The 24,527-nt window shown below is 40.6% G+C and carries 15 protein-coding genes; all 15 read right to left on the bottom strand.

Annotation, left to right across the window (positions count from 1 at the left end; translation table 11 throughout):
• Complete coding sequence (locus IPJ16_07715) at positions 1–1,242, bottom strand: hypothetical protein (protein MBK7627078.1); 1,242 nt, start codon at positions 1,240–1,242, stop codon at positions 1–3.
• 9 nt (positions 1,243–1,251) lie between these two features.
• Positions 1,252–2,325, bottom strand: a complete 1,074-nt coding sequence (locus IPJ16_07710) for a hypothetical protein (GenBank protein MBK7627077.1) — start codon at positions 2,323–2,325, stop codon at positions 1,252–1,254.
• Between the two features lie 13 nt (positions 2,326–2,338).
• Positions 2,339–5,440, bottom strand: coding sequence for a High-affnity carbon uptake protein Hat/HatR (locus tag IPJ16_07705; GenBank protein MBK7627076.1), 3,102 nt, complete (start codon positions 5,438–5,440; stop codon positions 2,339–2,341).
• Between the two features lie 17 nt (positions 5,441–5,457).
• Positions 5,458–7,437: a SpoIIE family protein phosphatase gene (locus IPJ16_07700; protein MBK7627075.1), complete on the bottom strand. Its 1,980-nt coding sequence runs from the start codon at positions 7,435–7,437 to the stop codon at positions 5,458–5,460.
• 11 nt (positions 7,438–7,448) lie between these two features.
• Entirely contained in the window at positions 7,449–10,493 is a 3,045-nt protein-coding gene (locus tag IPJ16_07695; protein ID MBK7627074.1) for a hypothetical protein, read from the bottom strand.
• Positions 10,494–10,615: 122 nt separating this feature from the next.
• Positions 10,616–11,110, bottom strand: coding sequence for a shikimate kinase (locus IPJ16_07690; protein ID MBK7627073.1), 495 nt, complete (start codon positions 11,108–11,110; stop codon positions 10,616–10,618).
• Between the two features lie 35 nt (positions 11,111–11,145).
• Positions 11,146–13,767: a DNA gyrase/topoisomerase IV subunit A gene (locus IPJ16_07685; protein MBK7627072.1), complete on the bottom strand. Its 2,622-nt coding sequence runs from the start codon at positions 13,765–13,767 to the stop codon at positions 11,146–11,148.
• Between the two features lie 18 nt (positions 13,768–13,785).
• Positions 13,786–15,639 carry a type IIA DNA topoisomerase subunit B gene (locus IPJ16_07680; protein ID MBK7627071.1) on the bottom strand — a complete coding sequence of 618 codons (1,854 nt, stop codon included), beginning with the start codon at positions 15,637–15,639 and terminating at the stop codon, positions 13,786–13,788.
• A 401-nt stretch (positions 15,640–16,040) separates the two neighbouring features.
• Complete coding sequence (locus IPJ16_07675; protein MBK7627070.1) at positions 16,041–18,458, bottom strand: TonB-dependent receptor; 2,418 nt, start codon at positions 18,456–18,458, stop codon at positions 16,041–16,043.
• A gap of 69 nt (positions 18,459–18,527) precedes the next feature.
• Positions 18,528–20,327 carry a DNA mismatch repair protein MutS gene (locus tag IPJ16_07670; GenBank protein MBK7627069.1) on the bottom strand — a complete coding sequence of 600 codons (1,800 nt, stop codon included), beginning with the start codon at positions 20,325–20,327 and terminating at the stop codon, positions 18,528–18,530.
• An 11-nt stretch (positions 20,328–20,338) separates the two neighbouring features.
• Positions 20,339–21,115 (bottom strand): hypothetical protein, encoded by a 777-nt coding sequence (locus IPJ16_07665; protein ID MBK7627068.1) that lies wholly within the window; start codon positions 21,113–21,115, stop codon positions 20,339–20,341.
• A gap of 2 nt (positions 21,116–21,117) precedes the next feature.
• Positions 21,118–21,858: a 1-acyl-sn-glycerol-3-phosphate acyltransferase gene (locus IPJ16_07660; protein ID MBK7627067.1), complete on the bottom strand. Its 741-nt coding sequence runs from the start codon at positions 21,856–21,858 to the stop codon at positions 21,118–21,120.
• A 117-nt stretch (positions 21,859–21,975) separates the two neighbouring features.
• Positions 21,976–22,926: a lipoate--protein ligase gene (locus IPJ16_07655; protein MBK7627066.1), complete on the bottom strand. Its 951-nt coding sequence runs from the start codon at positions 22,924–22,926 to the stop codon at positions 21,976–21,978.
• A gap of 9 nt (positions 22,927–22,935) precedes the next feature.
• Entirely contained in the window at positions 22,936–23,520 is a 585-nt protein-coding gene (locus IPJ16_07650; GenBank protein ID MBK7627065.1) for a phosphatase PAP2 family protein, read from the bottom strand.
• 8 nt (positions 23,521–23,528) lie between these two features.
• A complete protein-coding gene (obgE, locus tag IPJ16_07645; protein ID MBK7627064.1) occupies positions 23,529–24,521 on the bottom strand; it encodes a GTPase ObgE in 993 nt (330 codons plus the stop codon).
• Between the last annotated feature and the right edge of the window lie 6 nt (positions 24,522–24,527).

Below are 24,527 nucleotides of genomic sequence, written 5' to 3'. Positions count from 1 at the left end.
TCAGAACCTGACCTTAAACAGACTTATCATGGAGTTATTCTCAAAACTGTTTTTGCCAACGACTACTATATCATTATTTTCATCCGTAACAACATCGTAGGCTATCTGAACGCCGGTGGCAGTTGTAATCATATCCTTACCGGCAACCTGATTGCCCTCGGCATCGGTAACAAAAATCAGCATCTTTGCAGAAGAGCCGGTACCCGCCTGTCCTGCCATAACGAACGAATCGGTACCATATTTATTAATTGCCCTCACAGCAAAAGAGGTGGCAGTTGAGGATGTGGTAGTAACTTTGAACTTTTTCGTATAAACAATCGGACTAAATATGTTAACAGGTATTTTGAGAAGGTAGACTGACTGATCTGATCCATCTGCACCAACCATCCCTGAAATCAGATATCCGTCATCTAAAATTTCAATGTCGGTAGCATACTCATCATCCGTGCTTCCTATAATTCTTGGGCCGTAACTGGGTTCACCATAAATATTTGTCTTTAGAACAAGTATGTTGTTCAGCTTCTGCTTCGGCCAGTTATTTTCCGTGGTCCCCAGGATTATATAACCTCCCTTATCATTTTTAACATCACTTCTGATAGCCACAGCAGCATCATTGCCGGGATATCCGAATGCTTTCGGAGCACCAATAAGCTCCAGGTTGTTATTAAGCCGCACCAGATAAAGATCCCGCTTTCCTGAAATGTTGCCGATGGAATCAGCTGTACCTGCACGTGCAACGTCAGTTGATCCGAGTACCATAAACCCTTCATCAGTCTGAATTAAATCAACACCGAACTGATTACCGGTTCCTCCAAAACTGTTTTGGGTGAAAGTCGATCCATCTGCCGATACCTTAACTACAAAAACATCTTTCAGGTTATTCGCAGTATTTTCGATATAACCTGTTGCTGCAAATGACCCGTCACTCAGGGTAATTACTTTTGAACCAACAGCAACTTTTTTGCCGCCAAAACTTTTCTTCCAGATAATCTTTCCATCCACATCTGTTCTGATAATTCCCAGCTTCTTACCTGAACTATCAACATTTATGCGGTTCCCCTCCCTTACTATTTCAGTAAACTGACCTCCAATGACATATCCATCATCTGTTTTTGAGACACTATACCCTATATTCTCCATTGCATCACCATATAATCTGAGAATAGAAGTATCCTCATCTGCATTAGGCTCGCAGGAAGAAAGGAACAAAAACAATAGCCATATTGAATATTTTCTGATCATATCCTGTAATTATCTTTTTGAAGGTTTGTAAAAGATCTGCGTATATCCTACCGTGAAATTCAATGTGTTCAGATGAAAATCATCATCGGTATAATGATATGTTAAACTCAACTCCTGATCTTCAGCTGATGATCCATCCCCGATTGCCTGATATATAAATCCAAAATTTGATCTGAGTTCTGTAAAAAGATATCCTCCGCGGGTCTTATACTTTACCCCGGCTCCTGTCTGGGTAAATACGTCAAGCGAAATCCTTGATGTCTTCCTGTTGATTTCAGGTCCGCTGACCGCATCATCAGATGTTGGTTTATAAATCGCTGTTGCTGATGATTTTAGAGTAATTGCAGGGCCAACTCCAAATCGCCCGTAGGGTGTGAACTTGCCAAAACGTTTAAAGTTATATGTTACACTTACCGGCATCTCAATCCTCTTCTGGCTCTCAGTGTATGTAGTTTCGCCTACTTTAATAACCTTATCATTCACGATATCATTATAATCATCTGAATTTGTAAAAGCAAGGTTAGAATAACCAGGCTCAAAATTTATCTCCAATTTCTTATTAAGCTCAAATTTTGTCTCAAAGGATGCAAAGAGGTTTATAATGTTCGAAGTATGTATACTTGCTCCGGGTACTCCTGATACATACCGATCGGTAATGAATGTAAGAAATGGAATATTTGTCCCGAAATGAAATGACACCTGAACAACAGGTTTGACCACAAAGTTTCCGAAAAGATGCACAAAACTGGAGTGGTCAGTCGGACTAAGCTCATATTCTGGATTTTTCTTCAGGAATTCAAGCATTGCCGAATCAGCCTTTTCCAGTTTATCTTCAAACAGATAAGACTGAATAAGAAGCTTGTAAGCATCAAGATACTCTTCACGCGAGAAACCCGATTTCATGCATTCGCTAAGCATCGAAGGGACCTGTTCTACCTGACCGCGGGCGAAAAGTGCCTGTGCATTTTTAAGATTTTCTGCACAGCTTCCTGCCTCCTGGGAATAGACCCTGAAAGGAATGACAAACATCAGGCCGGTTAGTATGACATGCAGGATAACCTTTACAGGGAATTGCATTTTCATTTGTATGATATCTTTATTTAATTGCATTTACCTTTATATTATAGTTCTTATCCGGACATGTCTTTTGCAGGTCAATGTCTTTACCTACATAAGTATTCCATTCATCCTGTGTCATGTTCCTTGAAACAATATTGCATATATCGTTCACAAAGCTGTCAACATGGGTTGGTCTGCTGATAAGGTTAGGTGTGCCGTCATATGCACCGGAAATAATAAGCTGACCATCAGAACTGAACTGAAGAACAAGCACAAATCCCAGATTTTCATGATCCTTAATCGTAATAGGCGGTTCGGTAAGGTCGGCCGGATCGGTGATATTGAATATTTTAAAAGAGTAATCGTTGCTCGCAGTCGCCATCTGCTTGAGCTTGGTATTAAACTTAATATCATTTATGGCAGCAGTATGAGCTTTTACAAATGAAACTCTGGTCTTCTTATTAATATCCCACAATTCAAGGGTACCATTTATATCGCCGAGGGCAATAAGATTGCTTTCAGGATTGAACTTCACTACCTTGATATTCTTTAAAGTTGTTGGAGGCTGAAAAGTATCTGAACTGTTCTGGGGATTCCAGACAAGTACACTTCCGTCGCTGCTTATTCCTGCGAGATAATTACCGTTGGAAGAAAGATCAATTGATATTATCGACATTGTACCATTCGTCACATTTGTATTGGTTCGTGCCGCAAGATCCCATTTAAGTACTCTTCCATCGAGCGAAGCAGAATAGAGATATTTTCCATCGTATGAGAAAATAAGCGACTTGATTTTCCCCTTGCTCCCGGTCAGTTCGTATCCTGGAATATTCGGTTTCAATGGTATCATTTTAATTGTTGAATTACTGCTGCCGCAGGCAAGCCATGAGGCATCCGGACTGACAGCAAGTACCTCAATTATATCGGTGCCGGAATAAACAATCTGAAGTGTCTGCTCTTTGGCATTAATATCCCATTTAAGGATCTGGCCGTCTTCACCTGAGGTATAGAATTCATTTTTACCGGGAACAAGAGCTACACTCTTTATACCTCCTTTATGACCGTTGTAGGTTTTATAATTTACACTGCCGTAAAGCTTGGAAACATTGTATAATCCGGCATATATATCAGCATCATTCTCAGCACCGCCATTATCCTTGTTAAATAAATACGCCTGATAGGCAAGAAGTGTCTGAAGATCCTGTTGCCCCGATGCCTGTAACGACTTAATTGACATTGCCTTACCAATGGAAAGCATTCTGCGTTTTGTAGCCAGGGCACTTGCAATTCTTGCTTCTTCTGCATTTTTATCTGCACGTTCCTTGGCTAAAGTTGCTGAATCTTTCTGCTCATTTGCATAAATTTCATTTTTCTTTGCTAGATTTTCATTAAGCACAGCTATCTGCCTTTGTCTCTCTGCATTTTCTTTTTCTATTCTGGCATTTTCTGCTTCCTGTTCGGCAAGTGTGGCATTAGCTACAGCCAATAACCGTTGCTTCGTAGCAATGTTTGTAGCAGTATTCGCCAGAACTTTCTGGCTATCAGCAATCGCTTTCTGTTCAATTGCAATCTGTGTCTGACGGTCTGCAGCAATTTTCTGAACGAAAGCAAAAAGCATGAATCCAACAGAGATGATGGCAGCCACACCGAGTATCCCTGCCACAATTTTCGTTCTCTTCATCTGCCTCTTCTGCAGCCTTATCTTATTCTCTTCCTCCTCAACATACGTTTTCTCACTGGTACGCAGATAAACCATCGCGCGTTCAAAGGCAGGATTATATCGCTGGGCCCAGGTGAGTGTCGGTTTATGCTGATCGCGCCAGTTGATAGCAAGCTGAAGGTCAGGCGGTCTCCAGAGACTGGTCTTGCCCTGCTGGTACATTGCAGAGGCATCAGAAAGTCTGGTATACATCTGAACAGATGATGCCTCATCGTCAACCCATTCCCGGAGCCTGTCCCATAATCTCATAAGGCTCTCATGCGAGAGATCAATAATTGATTCATCACTAAGCGGAACATTTTCTCTTGGTGTGATAAATGATCTGGCTGTGACTCTGAATTTCTCAACTACATCAAACAACTCCTCACTGGTACAGGCTGCTATTGATTTAATTGTCGGCACACTTGAGGGATGACGGATCCCCTTGTTATCGGAACCCTTTTCGGTAATAGTCTTGAACATCATCTCGCAGATCTCTTTACCGCGTAAACTCAGCTCTTCATATGCCTCATTGGCATGCAGCGACATAGCGTCGCTCATAGTACCAACAGAATCATAATCAACTTTACTGATAGGTTTATCGGGCTCATCAAGTTCGCGCCAGTGGTTCCAGGTCCTCATCATAGCATGCTGCAGAACCGGCAGCTGGTCGGTTCTGTCGCCGATATCACTCAGAAGAAGATCAACAAGTTTAGGATCAATCTTAGCACCTGCATATTTTACCGGTCCTTCTATTGCTTCCCTGTAGTTATCTGTTCCCATGTGGGGAACAAGGTAATTACTGTTATTTATAAGCTGTGTAAGTCCCTGATAATGTGCGCATTCTCCGATGAAGTCGGAACGCATTGTAACAATAGTGTAAACCTCAACATCCGATTGTGTAACGGCATCAACCATATAATCAACGAACCTTGCAGCCGGAGAAATAACTGCATCAGCTTTCCCAAGGGCACTATATCTGAATATCTCTTCAAACTGGTCAACAACTATAAGTACCTTCTCATTGGAAGTTATCATGAACTTCTTTACGGCAGCAGCAATACCCCCAGCATTATCACGTAGCTCGGTGAGGATTGTGTTTCTGTCGGCAGGCTTCAGTGAGTCTTCAGATATCTTTTCAGAAATTACATCAGCAAGATTTCCAAACGGATCATTCCCGGGCCGGAAAGAGATGATTCTCCATCCTGAGGTACTCTTTTCTTTATGGTTCCTCACTTTCGGTAAAACACCGCAATAAATGAGTGAGGATTTACCGCTTCCGGAAGCACCAATAACAGTTACGAACCTGTTCTTAATCAACTTGCCAACGACCTCTTCGCTCTCACCTTCCCGGCCGAAGAACAGATCGCTGTCTTCCGGGGCAAATGGCCTTAGTCCGGGAAAAGGATTGAATTTTTTGTTGTCTATATGAGCTGCCATAATTAAAATTTACCTTTCTAAACTCTTATTCCAATTACCAGTATATCATCAACCTGTTCATTTTCGCCCTTCCAGTCAGATAACCTTTTCTGTAACATCTCCTTCTGATCTGTCATTGAAAGGTTATTTATTTCCAACAGAAGGTCCTCAAAACGTTTTGACATAAATTTCTTGTTTTCAGGTCCGCCAAACTGATCAACATAACCATCAGATGAAATATAGATACAGTCCCCGTCAATAAGTTCTATTTCAGTATTTTTAAAAAGCTGCGGATTATCTCCTTCAAAGGCACCAATTGGGAAACGATCACCTTTAAACTTCACAATAGTATTATTTCTTACCATTACAAGCGGATTATTTGCTCCAGCAAATTCGACTTTTTTTGCTGCAAAGTCGAAAACACAAAGGGCCATATCCATTCCGTCTTTAATTGAACTATCACTCTTATTTTCATTAAGGGTTGTAACAACACCTTTATTCAGCTCATCAAGGATATTAGCGGCTGTGCGTGCCTTCTTAACATTGACAGCGAAGTTCAGCTGGTTATATCCGACTATTGACATGAATGCCCCGGGTACACCATGGCCTGTACAATCAACAGCCGAGACCATAAACAGTCCATCGGCTTCATGCATCCAGTAAAAATCGCCGCTGACTATGTCTTTTGGCATATATAGGACAAAATAGTTTTTAAGGTGTTTGTCAATCATGTTAAAAGATGGAAGGATTGCATTCTGAATACGTCTTGCATAATAAATGCTATCCATAATATGCTTCTTCTGCTCCTCAATCTCCTCTTTCTGCTTTTCTATTTTGATTGTCCTGTCTTTTACTTTCTGTTCAAGCTCATAATAATAACTTTCGAGCTGGGCGATCATCAGATTGAATTTCTCTGAAAGTCTTGTGATCTCATTATTCCCTATTACCTCTGCCCTTTCCCTGAGATCACCATTCATGATCCTGTCAACATTCTCCACAAGTTTTTTAATCGGAAGCGTAATAACCTTGGTTTTCCTGTATATTACCACACTGAGCACAATCATTGTAATCACAAAAACAAATATGAATCTGACAGCCTCTTTCCTGAAAAGATCCATCTGTTCTGTCCGGTCTGAGATAATCCTGATGACAGATCCCTGGTAAAAGCTTGCCCCCACAACTTCCTCAGCTGCGAACCTTTCCATATAGATGTAGTTGTAATGATACCATCTGTCCTCTACCCTGTTCATGAATTCTATTGTGTCCTTATCATGGAACACTTTAGGAAGAATAGTATCCTGATCAACGTTCATTACATTCTTGTTCATACTGAATGCAAAATCGGCCCACAGAAATAATTCGACATCAATGATCCCCTGGGTTTCGCTTTTCAGTTCCGACTTGGTAACTTCAATTGCTTCTACGATATCATCGACCTGCTTTGAGTAGGCCCCCAGCTCGATGATATATTTCTTGTCCTTTGTAGCCTGATAGGTATATTTTTTTGGTCTCTTTGTGGCATCCTCTATGGCAAATCGTTCACCAAAAAACTCTCCTGATTTTTGCATGTCCTGAAGATACTTCTTCATATTTTCTCCAAGACTGTAAAGATCAAATCCAAGGTCGCGTCTGAAAGTTGTATTTATTATTATTCCGTCTGATGAGATAATATAGATGGCCTCATTAATGGTATCCATGCCAATCTCATTTGCTATAGCGAAAAGATCAACTTTGTCAAGGTTTGAAGTATTTGCAAAATATTTATTTACAAGAAGTGAATTCAATTCTTTTAACCTGTTGTTCAACTGAACATCAATGAGATTAGTGGCGATATCCTGGAACTTCAGGATTTTTGTCACTTCATTTGCCAAAAGCTTGTTCTTCTCAGCAGTACCTGAGGATAATATTGATCTTGTTCTCTGGAAATTAATTGCAGAAAAAACCAACAGAGCCAGCAATGTAGGTAAGGCTATATTGAAAATAAGCTGCCTGAAGATTGTTGTTTTTCTAGAAGCCATTATAAAACAGGTTATACTTCGTTACTATCGATATATTTTAAAATTTCAAGTTCTTTCTCAGGGTAATGATCCTGATATTCCTCAACAGCTTCTAACAACAGACAGTAATAAGAATCTGTTTCCGGTAACTGGACAATTTCTTTTAAATTATTTTTTCCGGTATTAAAAGAGATGAATGGTTTTTTCAATTCCTCATTACCGGTTAATGTCCAAATGATACAACCCTCTTTAAGCATTGCTGTGGCGGCTTCTTTCTCCTTCAAATGCTTTACAGATACAGATAAAGGCAGAAGATCTTCTTCAGGAATTCCTTTAAAACAACCTGACAAAAATCTCACCTTTTCAAGTAACAGTTCTTTTTTATCCTTTTCTCCGTTTACAATATCGTCGAGCCGCCTTTTTGTTGACTGCGGTAACCGGGTGGAAACAGACCTGTAAAGCTCTTTACTAGACCTTGATATCAAAAGTGCTGATTCTTCCTGTAAGATTGTTTCCGGACTGAAAAGAAGTGCTGCTACCGTTTCAGCCATGTCATCGCCATCAATCTCCTTAAGACTTCTCAGAACAGATGCCTTGGTCCATAAGCTGAGCAGATTGTAATCGCGATTCAGAATATCCTCTACAAGTTTACTGTGACTCGGTACATCGCCAGGGAAGAAGTGATAGAGGTTTTTAAGTTTGTCTTCATCAGGAACAACATCGAGCAGCGAAATTAATTTTGGCTTAATAGACTCATCTATTACAATATCCATCATTTCAAGGGCATAATTGACGCTTTCAACCGTATCCCTCTCGAGGTTTTCCTTGATTTTAGCAATTGATCCCGGATCGTATGTGACTGAAAGAAGGTTAAACAGGAATGTTCTCCACCTGTCAATCTCTTTTTTTAGAATTTCAAGGAGGAATGTATCATTAGCTCTTACGAGGCAGGTCTTTGCGGAGAGGTTCCAGGTCATTAAACCCACAGTGTCGGATATTAATTGATGTAACCTGTCCCTGTCATCATTATTTGGTTTGAACTCACATTCAACAAGGCAACTGACTGCTACTTCCTTAAGCATTCTTGAATTTGACCAGAGCCGTGAAAAGAGAAATGACTGGCTCTCCTGTGTTGGCATTTTCCCAAGAAGAGTAAGGATTATCCTGCTGGTATTCATATTGCCTGAAGAAACAAGATAGAACCTTGTAAGCTCAGGAACAGCATCATTCCCGAATGAATTCAAAACATTAATTGCATCTGGTTCAAGGCCCGGGATACTGAGGCATTCGCATACCTCAGGAATAAGATCGGTAAGCCTGAACTTCCCGATAATATAAACTGCATGTCTTTTCAGTTCAATCGAATTGTCCCTTAGCAGACGCAATATTTCTGTTGTCTGTGGCTGCCTGATACCCGACAGCATTCTCTTCGCATTTGCAATCTTTTCCCCGTCAGCTTTTAATCCGCTTTCACCTTTCTCCAGTCTGCCGGCTGCTTCATTTGATAGTTTTCTGATATTTTCATCAACAGATGTATTGGCTGAGATCTTTCTGAGCAGGGGTACCAGGTTCAGGTCATTTAATGAGGAAGAATGATCGATTATTTTTTCAAGATACAATCTGTTACTATAAGTCTCGGGGCCAGGATCGTTTCCGGAAATAAGTCTGAAATAATCTCTTCTGAAAGTGCGGTGAACTGAAAAACTGCTTCTGAGAACTTCCTTGATTCCTGAAACGGACTCAGATAAGTCAGATGTGCCAACAGCCTCGAGTGCTTTCCTGATTGACTTCCGGTACTCAGCATACAGTCTGAAAGCAAACCATGTCCACAAGAGGATAATAAAAAGAAGAACCCATGAGAAGTGGATCAGCTTTATGAAACTCAGAACACCAAGTCCTGCTAGCAGAAGCCCCGATGAAAGGGCAGCAATCTCATTTACAGTGCCATCCATTCCAGACTGCACTTCATATCTGATCTTCTCATCAATTGTCTGATAAATAACCTTGAAAGAAGGTGATTCAATTGAGTCTTTAAGCGCTTTTGAGAATAGTCTGCTGAGGGCCAGTAATAGAAAGAATATAAGAAACCCGCTCATTGATTCCGGGGTATATCCCATGAACATTCCAATCAGTATTGCAAAAACTGTAAAACCCGCAACAAGAATAGGGGATAGAGCAAGACAGGTACGTAAGCCATAGTTGCGGATGAGATATGAGAATACAAACAGTTTTACAAGGAGCGTGAATATCATCATGCTGCCGGTGAAAATGCCGAGGAATCTGGCCATATCCTCTTCCGCCGGATATTGCTCCCTTGTAACAGCCATGAATGAATACTGGACAAAAAATGCTGTCATAACAGAAAGTGCAATGAAAATCCCCATTATCCTGGTATACTTATCTTCACGAAAAACAGACAATACAGATTTCTTTTCTTTCGATTTTTCACTTTTCTGCTCAGTGCTTCCGCTCACAAGCTTGAAACGGATCCCAATAACCATCTGGATAACTGTTGCTACCAATACTGAAAAAGCACTGACAAGCAATATATTATGAGATTCAAATTTGAATGACAGAAGTACCGGGATTGTATAACAGCTTATTATAACACCAATTATCAGTCCGGCATCAACCAACCCGAACAATCTTTTTCCCTGCCTGAGTGTAAAAAGCCTTCCGGTAGTTCCCCAAAACCCAAGCATTGCGAGTATGTTTAACGGCCCAAGCATTAAGAAAACAATAAATACCACTACTTTGGAAGAAAACAAAATCAGGGCCAGCCACAAAACGACAGTCAGAGATGTTACAGAGATAAGGTTCAGAATGGCAAAATTCTTAAATTTCATCCTGGCTTGTAACCATGTGTAAATTGAAGTAAGGATGATACCGGCTATACCGGATACAACATATCCCTTTGCCATCATTTTTTCATCGAATATCGACAGAAACAGAGAGTGAGCACTTATATCGAAGGCACCGAAGAAAATACCGAGAAAGACAGATTGCATCAGAAGCATAGATACCATTGATTCCTCCCCTGACTCAACACCCAGAAGAGCAAAAAGCTTGTCTCTCATAATTTTCCCCGTTACAAATTAAAACACACTAAATTAATAATTTAAAATTAATAGTAAAGTGCACTATTCATTTTTTTAGAATAGAATTTGACGGAATTCAGGAAATGCACGACGAAAGAGGCTTACTTTCGGTTACTGAAGGCAGTTTTAACTATTGAACTTAAGGTCTTTATATCTATGTCGATACCCTCAATAATTATTTCAGCCCTGTTATACCAGGGCTCACGGAAATTTAGTTTTTCTTCAATAAAAACCAGTAATTCTTCTCTGTTGAAATTCTTTATAAGTGGCCTTTCACCCTTCGACCCTGATAATCTGCTAAGAAGCTGAAGGGGATTAAGTTTGAGATAAACAGTCAGCCCTGTTTTTAGCATGAAATCCATATTATCAGAAAAGCAGGGAGTGCCGCCACCTGTCGATACTACTACATCTGTCTCATAATCAATTGTTTTCAGCGCTTCTGATTCAATCAGGCGGAAATAATTCTCTCCATCCTGTGAGAAGATATCAGGGATACTCTTCCCTGCTTTTTCTTCTATCTTTTTATCGAGATCGAAAAATGGCCAACCCATAACTGCCGCAAGCTTTTTACCTGCGGTAGTTTTTCCGCTACCCATAAAACCAATGATATATACTTTCCGTCCGCCGGGCATCACAGTTCCAGCTTCATTTGTGCGGGATCCTCATGAACAGGAGAATGCAGAGGCTCTTCAGGTGATTCCTGTTCAGGCTCTTCAACACGGGGCACTACTGCCTCTTTGATCACTTTAGGCTCTATCTCCTGAATGTTGTCAACTACATAACTTGTTAACCTTTTGCCTTTGGCCTTATAGCTTTTCACACCAATGAACTCAGCTACCTCAACTATCTCATTTTCTCTTTCCTTATGCTTGCCCCCAAAGCGGATCTCAAATCGCGGATATTCGACTTCAGTAAGACTAATCAGTTTTGAATCAGGATCTTCATTAATGAAACACTGAGGCTTCTCCGACTCCTCAACTGTGAACCGTTTCAAATAATAAAATTTCTGTTCTGCATCCCAGTAGATAACCGAATATACTTTACCGGGACGGAATTTTTCAATTATGAGTATATTATCTTCAAAATGATTCGAGAGGTCAAAGCCGGCAATCCTGAAAAACCCGTTTTTGGTTATTACCAGGATCTTATCGTCGGAACTGAATTCCCCCAGGAACGTACCTCTTCCGTCAACGTTAAGTCTGAATACAGCATCGTCAAACCAGATCTTCCTTCCTCCCAGTGTAGAGAGTCCCTTTTCCTTAAGTGTTACTTTATGAACAGCATTCTTGGTAAGTATGTTGCCCATAGAAGATTTACCCTTAATAGCCATCTGACCAAAGTCAAATTCAAATACAAGCTTCTTAAGGCGTGCTTTAGGTTTATGATGGACCTTAATAACCTCGGCTTCACCGTTTGGATTTACACTTAAATAGACAATTTTAGACCCCGGGGTTCCTCTTGTAAGGGAATACTCCTTATCGCGGGTAAGACCAGAAATAGCGCACCTTTTTGCAAGTAAAGGGCCGTCCTTACCATCCTGATAGACAATGTTATAGATGGTTCTCTCGTCGTTTTTGAGAAATACCTGGGCATATAAAATATCACTTCCAACAAAGACCTTATCAGAAACTTTTGTTATCTGGTAGACACCATCTCTACGGATAGCTATAACATCGTCGATATCAGAGCAGTCGCATATAAACTCATCCTTCTTAAGCCCTGTTCCGATAAAGCCCTCTTTGTAATTGACATACAATTTTGCATTGTTGGCTACCACTTTTGTAGCCTCTATCGTATCGAAACTCCTGATCTCAGTCCTTCTCTCCCTGCCCTTCCCGTATTTCTTTTTTATCTGCTTGAAATAATTTATGGCGAAAGGTATAATATTGTTCAGGTGATTCTTAACTTCCTCAAGTTCAGTCTCAATGCCTCTGATATGCTCATCTGCCTTCTTTACATCAAATTTCGAAATCCTTTTGATTTTTATTTCAGTAAGCGAAATGATATCTTCCCTGGTTACCTCTCTGAGTAACAGTTTTTTAAACGGCTTTAATCCCTTATCAATATCAGATATAACCGCCTCCCATGTCTCGCTCTCTTCAATATCCCTGTATATTTTCTCCTCAATAAAGATCTTTTCAAGCGACGACATGTGCCACTCTTCCTGAAGTTCCGCTTTTCTTATTTCCAGTTCAGACTTTAAAAGCTGAACTGTTCTGTCAGCAGAGTTTTTCAGAATTGAACTAACCCCCATAAAGGAGGGCTTATCATCAACAATTACACAGGTATTCGGTGATATTGAGTATTCACAATCTGTTAAAGCGTAAAGGGCATCAATTGTCTTGTCGGGCGAAACACCGGGGATAAGATGTACGACAATCTCCACATTTGCAGAGGTGTTATCATCGATCTTCCTGATCTTTATTTTGCCTTTTTCGTTGGCCTTTATGATTGAATCAATAAGTGTTGTTGTTGTTTTCCCGAAAGGGATCTCGGTTATTACGAGAGCTTTCTTGTCGATTTTCTCAATTTTTGCCCTGACTTTAATTGCTCCGCCTCTCTGACCGTCGTTATATTTTGAGATGTCCACCATTCCTCCAGTCGGGAAATCGGGATATAACACAAAATCCTTACCCATCAGGTAGTCAATAGAAGCATCGATAAGTTCGTTGAAGTTATGAGGAAGGATCTTTGATGCCAGACCAACAGCAATACCTTCAACACCCTGAGCCAGAAGAAGCGGAAACTTAACAGGCAGAGTGACAGGCTCCTTGTTACGGCCGTCGTAAGATAATTTCCATTCAGTTGTTTTATGGTTAAAGACAACCTCCAGGGCAAATTTAGAAAGGCGTGCTTCAATGTACCTCGGTGCAGCTGCGCCATCGCCTGTCAGAAGGTTACCCCAGTTTCCCTGGGCATCGATAAGAAGTTCTTTCTGACCGAGTTGAACGAGAGCATCGCCAATAGATGCATCACCATGAGGGTGAAACTGCATTGTATGACCGATAATGTTCGCAACTTTGTTGTAACGGCCATCATCCATCCTCTTCATAGAGTGCAGGATACGTCGCTGAACCGGTTTCAGTCCGTCGTGAAGATGGGGAACTGCCCTCTCGAGAATAACATATGAAGCATAGTCCAGAAACCAGTTCTGGTACATGCCCGACAAAGCTGTAACGGAATGAAGAGCTATCGGACCAGCCGGAGCCTCTTTCTTCCCTTCCTCTTTGCTTATATCAAGTTCTTCTTCCATATGAAATCCGGCACCTGGTTAATATGCCTTTTTTTCCTCATCAACAATATCTTCTTCGATCCTTAGGTTCTCAATAATAAAATCCTGCCTGTCAGGAGTATTCTTTCCCATATAGAATTCGAGGAATCCATTTATGGAGTCTGTCTTTGTCATCCTTACCGGTTCGAGCCTCATATCTTTTCCGATGAAGTGCTTGAATTCATCAGGGGATATCTCACCAAGACCTTTAAACCTTGTCATCTCAGGATTTGGTCCGAGTGCAGCTATGGCTTTTGCCTTTTCATCGGGGGAATAACAGTATCTTGTTTCTTTCTTATTTCTCACCCTGAATAACGGGGTCTGAAGAATATAAACATGTCCTTTCCTTACAAGATCAGGAAAGAACTGCAGAAAAAAGGTGAGAAGGAGTAACCGGATATGCATTCCATCGACATCAGCATCGGTAGCAACAACAACGTTATTATACCTGAGGTTTTCAATACCGTCTTCAATATTAAGTGCCGCCTGAAGCAGGTTGAACTCTTCGTTTTCATAAACGATCTTCTTGGTAAGACCATAAGAGTTTAATGGTTTTCCCCGGAGGCTGAATACTGCCTGAGTCTCGACATTTCTTGATTTTGTAATAGAACCGCTGGCAGAGTCTCCCTCGGTAATAAACAATGTCGAATCAAGCTTATTGGTATCATTTGAGTTATAATGCACCCTGCAATCGCGAAGCTTCTTATTATGCAGACTTACTTTCTTTGCCCTGTCACGTGCCAGCTTCTGAATTGAGGAAATTGCTTTTCGTTCTTTTTCGGAATCCTGTATCTTTTTCAGAATAATTCTTGCTGTTTCAGGATTCTTATGCAGATAATCATCTAACTGCTTCTTGATAAACTCGCTGATGAAATTCCTTACTGAAGGACCCTCTGGTCCCATATCTTTGGATCCCAGCTTCGTCTTGGTCTGCGATTCAAAAATCGGTTCCTCTACCTTTATGCTGATTGCCGCAATAATTGACGATCTGATATCGGCCGGATCAAAATCCTTCTTATAGAAATCACGGATTGTTTTCACGATCGCCTCACGGAAAGCCAGAAGATGTGTTCCGCCCTGAGTGGTATTCTGACCGTTTACAAAGCTGTAATAATCTTCTCCGTATGTATACCCATGAGTGAAGGCTATTTCAATGTCCTCACCGGTAAGGTGAATGATAGGATAAAGGCCCTCCTTGCTCATATTCTCATTCAACAGGTCAACAAGGCCGTTTTTTGAGAAGAACTTGTTACCATTGAAGTTAATTACAAGTCCGGAATTAAGATACACATAGTTTTTAAGCATGGTATCGACGTACTCCGAAATGAAGAAGTAATTGCCGAACATACCCTCATCGGGTTTGAAGATCACCTCAACACCGTTCTCTTCATTAGTTGAGACAACAGGATACTCTTTGATAGTTACTCCATGCTCAAACTCAGCAGCTTTAGCCTGACCTTCACGTATAGATCTGATTACAAAATTGCTCGATAATGCATTCACCGCCTTCACACCAACACCGTTAAGACCTACTGATTTCTTAAACGCTTTGGAATCGTACTTAGCCCCTGTGTTCATTTTGGAAACGACATCAAGAACCTTTCCGAGAGGTATACCACGGCCGAAATCACGTACTCTTACCTCTTTTCCATTTATTGAGACATCGATCTTCTTGCCATTGCCCATCATGAATTCGTCAATGGCGTTGTCCATAACCTCTTTAAGCAGGACGTACACACCATCATCCTGCGAAGAACCGTCGCCGAGCTTGCCAATGTACATACCCGGCCTCAGCCTGATATGCTCACGCCACTCAAGGGTTTTTATATGTTCTTCTGAATAGCCAACTGACATTTTGCAGAATTTTGCGCAAATATAAGCAATTAGGTGACCCTTTTTTTGTCAATTTTTCAACAATTAGTGTGAATTTTAACACTCTTTAAGGGCTAAAAAGTTGAGGGCTAAAATATTTAGCTGATTAATTGACAATTACAAATACATTGAAACTGTTGATAAATGTCACTTTCCCATTCCTGCTATGCGCCGGTATAAGAAAAGATTAGAAATTCCGGGCACTGCTCCGGCGCCATTTCACTGGAAAATTTCTTTGCTACCAATATGTCGCTGCTCTGCAGCTAAAATCACTTGAAAACTTTGCTTTGCTCAGTGCCCTTCATGCTGAGCGAAGCCGAAGCATGCCCTGTACTCTGCGCTTTATTCTTCGGTCTTCCGTCTTCTTTCCTTCCGTCTTCTTCCTAAAACTTATACTTAAACCCCACACTGAGAATCTGCGTTTCAAAATAATTCTCATAAACAGCTGTGAAACCTTCTCCTTTAATATCCTGTCTGATACCAAAGTCATTAAAAATATCACTAAATGAACAGGTGAGTTCTCCTTTGCCTTTAAGGATTTTCTGTTTTACACCAATATCAACAGATGATCTGGCGGCCTGCACTCCCTGTGGGATATTTTTGGGAGTATAGTAAAGTGCTGTTAACTGTAATTGAGTTTCTTTTAAAATTGTGAACTGATTATTAATCTTTATATCTGCAGAATTGTCACTTGTTAACTCAATGGCGAATGGTCTTTCATAAGGGAATAGCAGCATCCCGTTGTATGCGTGTATAATATTTGAATACCAGTTGATACTGCCGGTAAGTTTCCAGTATTTTGTAATGCTCTGATTTAAAATCAATTCCACGCCAGAATTTGTTGCGCTTCCTACATTACTGTAGATCTTATTTACAATATTGTAGGTAGTATTTGTTGTATCCACACTATAAATTCTGGTGAAAGGATCTGTAATCGACCGGTAATATCCGGCCAGTGATAAAGTGCCATTATTCCAGCGCAACTTATAAGCTAGCTCAACAGTGTTTGTAAACTGGGGACGAAGATATGGATTACCAACTTTCAGCAATTCAGGATCATCATACTTTGGAAAGACTCTGAGCTCAGGTTCCCCGGGCCTGTCCACTCTCTTGTTAAAATAGGCTGACAAGCTGTTGTTCTGATTAATTTTATAAGTTAACCTGATGTTAGGGTAGAAGTTAAAATAATCATACGAATCGTTTCTAGGATAGTAAATATTAGCTGGTGACAGATCGTAAAAAACTTTCGTGTACTCAGCCCTGAGGCCAGCTTCCACTTCTGTCTTTCTTGATTCGTATACCCAGTTCACATAGCCTGCATATGTATCTTCTCCCCAGTCGGATCTGTCTCCCAGTCCTGGATAAATAATCGACTGAGCTCCGTTTCTTACAGTATAAGTTACAGGTAATCGCCTGGCCTGCAATTTTGTACCTGCCTCGAGCCTTCCACTCTTCATGGGTTTCACATAATCAACGATAAGGTTTGTTGTATTTTCAATTGCCAGGATGTGTGTATAATCATCGGAGATCCTTATTGCGGAACTGTCATTAAGATGATATGCCTCATCCTCCCATCCTTTTGTATACTGAGCGCTTGCATTCAATTCATGGCCGGGTTCTTCAAATTTATGCTTATAGGCAAGCGAGTAATTCATGAATCCGGTGATTTCATATTCAAGCCATGTCCAATATCTGTATCTTACTGAATTTAAAGTATTTATATAAGGCACCTGGGCAGAATCGTGGTGACTTTCATAATCATAGATCATTGAAAAAGTCATGGAGTTTTTATCATCCATATTCAGATCGGCCCCGGCTTTTACAATATAATGTGTTTGCTTTCTGTTTTCAGGTACCTGTGAAGCTGTGATATCACCATTGCTGTATGTCCTGGTAGTAAATTCATTATTTGGAAGTCTTCTCTGATTCAATACTTCTGACTGCAGGAAAAGATTAAGTTTTCCTTTTCTGTAATTAAGATTTAAACTGGGAATAATCTTATGATTGAATGCATAACTTCCAAGGTCTGTCGGAAGGTCACTCTTTCTTCTGGAGAGAGCCCCCAGTCCAAGAGCCATACCGGCTTCGCCGTTCAATCCGGCTTTGTTCTCCTTCTTGTAAATTATATTAATAATACCTGCCATGCCTGCAGCATCATATTTTGCTGAAGGGTTATTTACAATTTCAATTTTATCGATGTTTGATGCAGGTATTGAGGAGAGTCCCTTCTGGTTTCCATATCCTGTGAGACTTGATTGCTTTCCATCAATCAGAATTGTTACTTTATCGCTGCCACGGAGCTCCATTTTCCCTTCCTGATCGACAGTTATTCCCGGAAGGTTACGCATAACATCAAGCACTGATCCTCCTGTTTGTGAAATGTTTCCGGCAATATCAAAACTTTTCTTATCGAGTCCAGCAGAAACAAGGTTTTTATTCTCCGAAATCACAACCTCAGCAAGTGCAGCGGCAGAAGTTTCCAGTTCTATTCTGCCAAGATCAAAGTTCTTATTTAACCGGCCAACCAGAACAGGAATCTGCTTTGGGGTGTAGCCTAAATATGAGCAATTTATGAAGTATTCTCCCTGTGGAATGGCTGCTATTGTAAAGTGGCCCGACTCATCGGTGATAGCACCTGTAAGAAGTTTCCCATCTGAGCTGTTTGTGATAGAGACAGAAGCAAAAGACAATGGCTCTGATGAATTTTTGTCTAATATTCTGCCCGAAATCACAGCATCTGACTGACTGAATAACTGAAAAGAAAATAGAAAGAATAAAACCAATATTGATAGTTTCTTCATGTCGTAAACAGATTATAGACACATGAAAGACAACATTGGCAGCCAAAATATTCCATTTTCAAATTATTCTCAGTCCAGTATTCCCATCTGCTTCATCAACAGGGCTGCATTCATCTTTGTAGTTATCCCTTTTTGTAGCTTGTACTCAAACCGGATTGATTCTCCTTCAATTTCAATCTCAAAGCACATGTTGAATACAGACTGTGGAAATTCCTTCTCCATTTCGCCTACTGAGGTATCGTGAGTTGCAATCAGGCCTGTTCCTCCAAGCTCAATCATCCTTTTCAGGAACATTTTTGAACCCAGACTCTTGTCAGCTGAATTTGTACCCTTCAATATTTCATCAAGAATAAAGAATACAGGTTCTTTGTTCTCAAACCTTGTTTTAAGACTTTTTATTCTTTTAAGTTCAGCGTAAAAGTATGATTCATTATCCGACAGCGAATCAGTTGTTCTCATACTTGTGAAAAGTTTGAAAGGAGTAAATTCCAGTTTTGATGCGCAAACAGGAGCTCCGGCCATCGCCAGGATGTAATTCACAGCAATTGTCCTGAGAAAAGTGCTCTTCCCGGCCATATTTGCCCCGGTTATAATGCAAACTGTTCCCTTATTTTCAAGAATAAAATCATTGCAAACCCTTATCTCTTCATCTATAAGCGGATGTCCGGCCATTGAGGCAGAGAAGACTATATTATTTTCTGAAATCACCGGATAGGTGAACTCCGGATTATTGCAGGCAAAATTCCCAAGCGAAATGAAAGCATCAACTTTGCCAATCATTTCGAGCCAGCCGGGGAAATAATTCTTATAATCTGATTTCCAGTTCTCGAGCTTATAAATACAATGATAATCCCATAGCAGCAATCCATTCATAAAGAGACCAACAAGCACATTCATCCTGCTGTCGAACGACTGAATCAGGCGACTCAGCTTCTTAACCGAGACAGCTGCAGACATTTTGCTGCCCGACTCATTCAGCTTTATTTCTTTCATCCCTGCAGATTCAAAATCCTCCTTTTCAAACATTTTAAGCAATGCCGTCATGGAGGAGAGATATGAATACTTCTTTGACAGAGAAGAATGGACCCTGTTTGTGCTTTTCAAGCCGATTGAGATCCAGAACAGATTGCCAAGAAAAAAGAGCATAAATATCGAATAATGGAGTAAGCCGGCAGCTACCAAAAGCAAAGACAATATAGCTGCCGCAGGAAGGATCCAAATCAGAATTTTTGCAACTAAAGAGGATCTTATTGCCGGTTTTTCATACATCCATCCCAGCAGCCCGGCAATCTGTGCTTTCTCAAGAGGAGTCTTCATTCCTGATGCCAGAAACTCCTGCCTCCATCTCTCCTTCCCTGCCAGTTCCTTTATCGTATCCTGCCGTAATACGAGTGTGTCAGAAATAGAATAGGGATCCTGAAGCCAATTTGCAAGTATGTCCCGTCCGTATCCGGTGACTGTACGGTTCAGATATTGAAATACTGATGATTTGCCAAAAAGATCAACGTCGAAAGAGAAATCATGATGTATATTAATGTACTCATTGCCTGCTTCAAAATGAGCATAATCACCTGATATTGCATCTGCTTCATCACGGTTTATTTTTGCCAGGTTTCCAAAAAATTCCTTTTTCAGCAGGTGCTCAGAATATAATTTCAACAAATAAAGAAAAATGATTACAACTAATGCAATTAGCAGATATCCAGCCGTTTTACTCTGCAGAAAAACAAACCATGTTAATGCCAGACCACCTGTAAATGAAAAAAATCTGGCAAGTGAAAGCCTTAAAAGAAGCTTCTCTTCTTTTGCCTCCTTTAGGCTAAAGTCTTTTGCTGCAGCCAGGTATTTTTCTTTTAAAGCATGTTTCATTCAGAACCTGTTCAAATTACTATTGCCAAAACTTTCATCACACTTGTGCTATTATAAAAATCGGTGCTTTTGGAGTCAAAATTCCAGGTCCATTCTTCCCTTAATATACTGTCGGGAATGTCTGAAACCATAGTCTGCACTGTATTTGAATTCCCAGACCGGTCGGTACTGATTTCAGCTACATCGGATATAAGCACTGACTGGTGTTTTTTAAGAAACTCTATATGTCTGTCTTGTATCTTTTTTCGGAACAAGAGGTACTCTTCTTCTTGCACATTTGACCTCTTTTTAAGAAAATCAACAGGCAAAGATTCAAGCTGGGTAAGAATATTTAGCGATATAACCATTCCCGGGTCAGATTCCGGGACATATTCAGGAACAGAGATATCTTCTAGCGTTTTCATCTTCTTAAGGAAAGAGTACTTTGATGTTTTAAGCCATACCTCACTTATTAGTCCGCCCGACACATCTGCCTCAACCAGTTCCACATTCTTTAGCTGCCCAGCCTGTGCGATTACTTCAGGAGGATGAACAATATCGATCAGAGTTACTCTAATATCTCTTTCAACAGTCTCTGCAAGAGGCAGTTCCATAAGCCATCCGCTGCCCAGAACACTTATTTTTGCAGGAGAATAATAGTCAAGAGCCTTCAGAATAAAAGTCCGGCAGCGTTCCATATGTTCATCCCAGCCGCCTTCCTGGTTCATATGCCGGTAAATCAAACCACTCTGGTAGTTATAATAACCCATCTTATGGAGGATCCTTCTGTATTCAGTTGTATGACTCATCTTTATTCAGATTCTTCTCTTATCTCTGATAACCATTTTTTCATCATATTACTGAATTTCAGTGCCAGCTCGTCAGGATTTGTCGTTCCAAATGATTCCGGCATTACCGGATCAAATACCCTGACCTTAATATGATGACCGGACCCGAAAATCAGTCCATGCTTTGGCAGAATTCCGCCTGTCCCATCAAGAACAATCGGAAGAATCGGAACTCCTGCCTGAATGGCAAGCTGGAATGCTCCTCTTTTGAAAAATCCGATCTCATTGTCAGCTGAGCGTGTTCCCTCGGGAAACAACATTATTGAAGTACCACCTTTAAGACAGGCTAATGAACGCTCAAGCATCTCAACCTTACTCTCCTCATTACCCCGGTTAACAGTAATATAATCAGCCATTTTCAGGTACCAGCCCAGAAAAGGAACTTTTTCATTTTCAATTTTTGAGATCCATTTATAATTATACCTGAGACTGTTGATTATTAAGATATCAAGCATCGACTGGTGATTTGAAATTAAAACATATGTGGTTCCCGGTATTGCTTTTTCTCTTCCCTGTGTTTTAATTCCCCATACTGGCATGATCCGGGTTAGGATAAAGCTCTGATTAACCAGAAGCCGGTGGACGATTACACGCTTTTTATCGAATGGCAGTACTAATAACCAGATCAGAAAGGTTAACGGGAAAAGTATCACCATGAAGCAAATACCTATAATCCAGACTAATATCGACTTAAATACATCCATAAATTAAACCTATTCTTCTCTGTGGATCTCTGTGGTTCTCAGTGTCTCTCTGTGTAATTTTTTTAAGAACTGTCACAGAGTTACACAGAGGAATCACAGAGATACACAGAGAAAAAATTAAAAAAAATTATATAATTCTTCCTTTGATAACATAATACTTTCTTCTTTAAAAACTTCAATAAGGTCTTCAACCATGTGTCTCCGACCTTTAAGCTTTTCTTCAATTTTTGCCAGAACTGAAGAACCCTCCAGTACAATGTCGCGGATAATACCTTCCCGCACATACAACCTGCATCTTACTTTATCACCTGAAAAATCGAACTCATTAAAAAACTGATATTCCGGGCCGTATGCCCAGTTCCACTCCCATGTTTTGTATTTTGTTCCGGCAATTTTTTCAGCTTCAAATATATCCTGTTCAGAAAGTTTGTATTCTATGGCCTCAGGCAGGTTCCCAATGAAATAATCCATCATACCCAGCCTGAACTCAAATATATCTTTAAATCGCGAAAGTCTTGCATTAAGATTTGTAACAGACGATGGATTTGATTCAACAGCCCTTGAGGTATAGTGTGAAGTATCTTTACGCAGTGTGTTCCTCAGGATATCTAGTGATGTGCTGAAAAGAAGTGTCCCGTGGTGAAGCACTCTGTTGTGATGTACATGTTCAGCATTGCCTGAAATCTTCAAACCATCTACTTTCAGGTCATTTTTTCCCTCAAACCTTGCTTCTACCCCCTCAGATGCCAGGAAATCAATTACCGGTTGAGTATACTTCCGGAAGTCAATCTGCTTGCCTGGTTCTGATTGTTTAATAAATGTGAAATTAAGATTACCGGCATCGTGATATACGGTTCCTCCTCCGGTAATCCTTCTGAGGAGAGGGATTTTATGATCTGTTATAAAACGTGTATTTATCTCTCTGTGAGGCGTCTGATGTTTCCCGATTATTACAGAAGAGCTGTTTATACCCAGAATGAGGTAATCCTCCTTTTTATTTCTAAGCAGATGTTCTTCAATTGCCAGATTAAAGTACGGGTCGTTTGATTCCAGGGTTATGCAGAACATAACGTTGGGTTACTTTGAGGTAGTTGGATTAAAGTACTTTCTGTGAACAAGTATTCTGTTATCAGTCAGAATATATAGTTTGTAATTTAACCATCCGATAGATGCTCCCAGTAATGAACCGCAAAGCACATCCCCCGGATAGTGAACTCCGAGATATATCCTTGTATATCCAATTACAGCAGCCCATATTACAATGGTAATTGTGTACCATCTTTTTCTTATGAAGAGAAGGCTTAATACAGCAACATTAAATGAGTTTGTGGCATGTGACGAAACGAATCCGAATGCCCCTCCGCACTCTCCGTTGAAGGTATGAACGAGTCCCTCAAGTAACGGCTCGTGACAAGGTCTGGGTCTTTCGACAGCATTTTTAATAAATACCGAGATCTGGTCAGCCATCGTAGCTGCCAGAATAATAAAAAGAAGAATTATCAGGAATTTTCTTTTGTATTTTATACCAAGATAAATAAGGATTGCAAGGTATAGTGGTACCCAAATTATTTTTCCTGTGAGTATGTGCATTATCTGATCCCAGAATGGAGAATTCAGCGAGTTCAGAAACAGGAAAAACTGCTGATCAAGTCTTTCTAGCATAATAAAAATCAGTCAAAGTTAAGTACTTTCCAAATCATGTCTTTCAGTGTGGTAATACCCAGTCCTGTGAGTGATGATATGAATACCCTCGGCAGGTCAGGCAGGTCTTTTCTGATCTCGTCCATCAGTTCCTTATCGAGCATATCGGACTTTGATATTGCCAGAACACGCTTTTTATCAAGCAGTTCCGGGTTATACATCTTCAGTTCATTAACAAGGATATCATATTCGCCTCTAATGTTTTTGCTATCAGCAGGTACAATGAAGAGCAGCATTGAGTTTCTTTCAATATGTCTCAGAAACCTGATACCCAGGCCTTTTCCTTCATGAGCTCCCTCAATTATCCCGGGAATATCAGCCATAACGAATGATTTATCATCCCTGTAACTTACTATTCCAAGGTTTGGAACAAGTGTTGTGAAGGCATAATCTGCAATTTTTGGTTTTGCTGCAGAAACAACAGAAAGGAGTGTCGATTTTCCTGCATTCGGGAATCCGACCAGACCAACATCGGCAAGTATCTTAAGTTCGAGAATGAACTCCTCTTCTACGCCGGGTTCCCCGGGTTGTGCAAATCGGGGAGTCTGGTGTGTAGCTGATTTAAAATGGACATTCCCCTGACCGCCTCTTCCTCCTTTTGCAAGGATCTTCTCTTCACCATTAACAGTTATCTCAAAGATCACTTCTCCGGTGGCTGCGTTTTTTGCAATTGTCCCAAGCGGAACCTGTACGATAATATCCTTCCCGTCGGCTCCCGTTGAAGTCTGTTTACTTCCTCCAACACCATTTTCTGCAAAAATATGACGCTGGTATTTCAGGTGAAGAAGAGTCCACATCTGATCGTTTCCTCTCAGAATGATATGTCCGCCCCTGCCTCCGTCACCGCCATCGGGGCCACCCTTGGGTTCGAATTTTTCTCTGCGGAAATGTGCAGAACCCGGGCCACCATTACCGGCACGGCAGTAAACTTTTATATAATCAACAAAATTTGATCCTGACATTTCCTG

This window comes from Bacteroidales bacterium (genome assembly GCA_016709865.1).
GTDB lineage: Bacteria > Bacteroidota > Bacteroidia > Bacteroidales > VadinHA17 > LD21.
This window is presented reverse-complemented; position numbering and strand designations above follow the sequence as displayed.

Bases quoted from the DNA above. Each gene is read 5' to 3' on its own strand.
- IPJ16_07715 (MBK7627078.1), bottom strand. From the start codon at position 1,242: ATGATCAGAAAATATTCAATATGGCTATTGTTTTTGTTCCTTTCTTCC.
- IPJ16_07710 (MBK7627077.1), bottom strand. From the start codon at position 2,325: ATGAAAATGCAATTCCCTGTAAAGGTTATCCTGCATGTCATACTAACC.
- IPJ16_07705 (MBK7627076.1), bottom strand. From the start codon at position 5,440: ATGGCAGCTCATATAGACAACAAAAAATTCAATCCTTTTCCCGGACTA.
- IPJ16_07700 (MBK7627075.1), bottom strand. From the start codon at position 7,437: ATGGCTTCTAGAAAAACAACAATCTTCAGGCAGCTTATTTTCAATATA.
- IPJ16_07695 (MBK7627074.1), bottom strand. From the start codon at position 10,493: ATGAGAGACAAGCTTTTTGCTCTTCTGGGTGTTGAGTCAGGGGAGGAA.
- IPJ16_07690 (MBK7627073.1), bottom strand. From the start codon at position 11,110: ATGGGTAGCGGAAAAACTACCGCAGGTAAAAAGCTTGCGGCAGTTATG.
- IPJ16_07685 (MBK7627072.1), bottom strand. From the start codon at position 13,767: ATGGAAGAAGAACTTGATATAAGCAAAGAGGAAGGGAAGAAAGAGGCT.
- IPJ16_07680 (MBK7627071.1), bottom strand. From the start codon at position 15,639: ATGTCAGTTGGCTATTCAGAAGAACATATAAAAACCCTTGAGTGGCGT.
- IPJ16_07675 (MBK7627070.1), bottom strand. From the start codon at position 18,458: ATGAAGAAACTATCAATATTGGTTTTATTCTTTCTATTTTCTTTTCAG.
- IPJ16_07670 (MBK7627069.1), bottom strand. From the start codon at position 20,327: ATGAAACATGCTTTAAAAGAAAAATACCTGGCTGCAGCAAAAGACTTT.
- IPJ16_07665 (MBK7627068.1), bottom strand. From the start codon at position 21,115: ATGAGTCATACAACTGAATACAGAAGGATCCTCCATAAGATGGGTTAT.
- IPJ16_07660 (MBK7627067.1), bottom strand. From the start codon at position 21,858: ATGGATGTATTTAAGTCGATATTAGTCTGGATTATAGGTATTTGCTTC.
- IPJ16_07655 (MBK7627066.1), bottom strand. From the start codon at position 22,926: ATGTTCTGCATAACCCTGGAATCAAACGACCCGTACTTTAATCTGGCA.
- IPJ16_07650 (MBK7627065.1), bottom strand. From the start codon at position 23,520: ATGCTAGAAAGACTTGATCAGCAGTTTTTCCTGTTTCTGAACTCGCTG.
- obgE (MBK7627064.1), bottom strand. From the start codon at position 24,521: ATGTCAGGATCAAATTTTGTTGATTATATAAAAGTTTACTGCCGTGCC.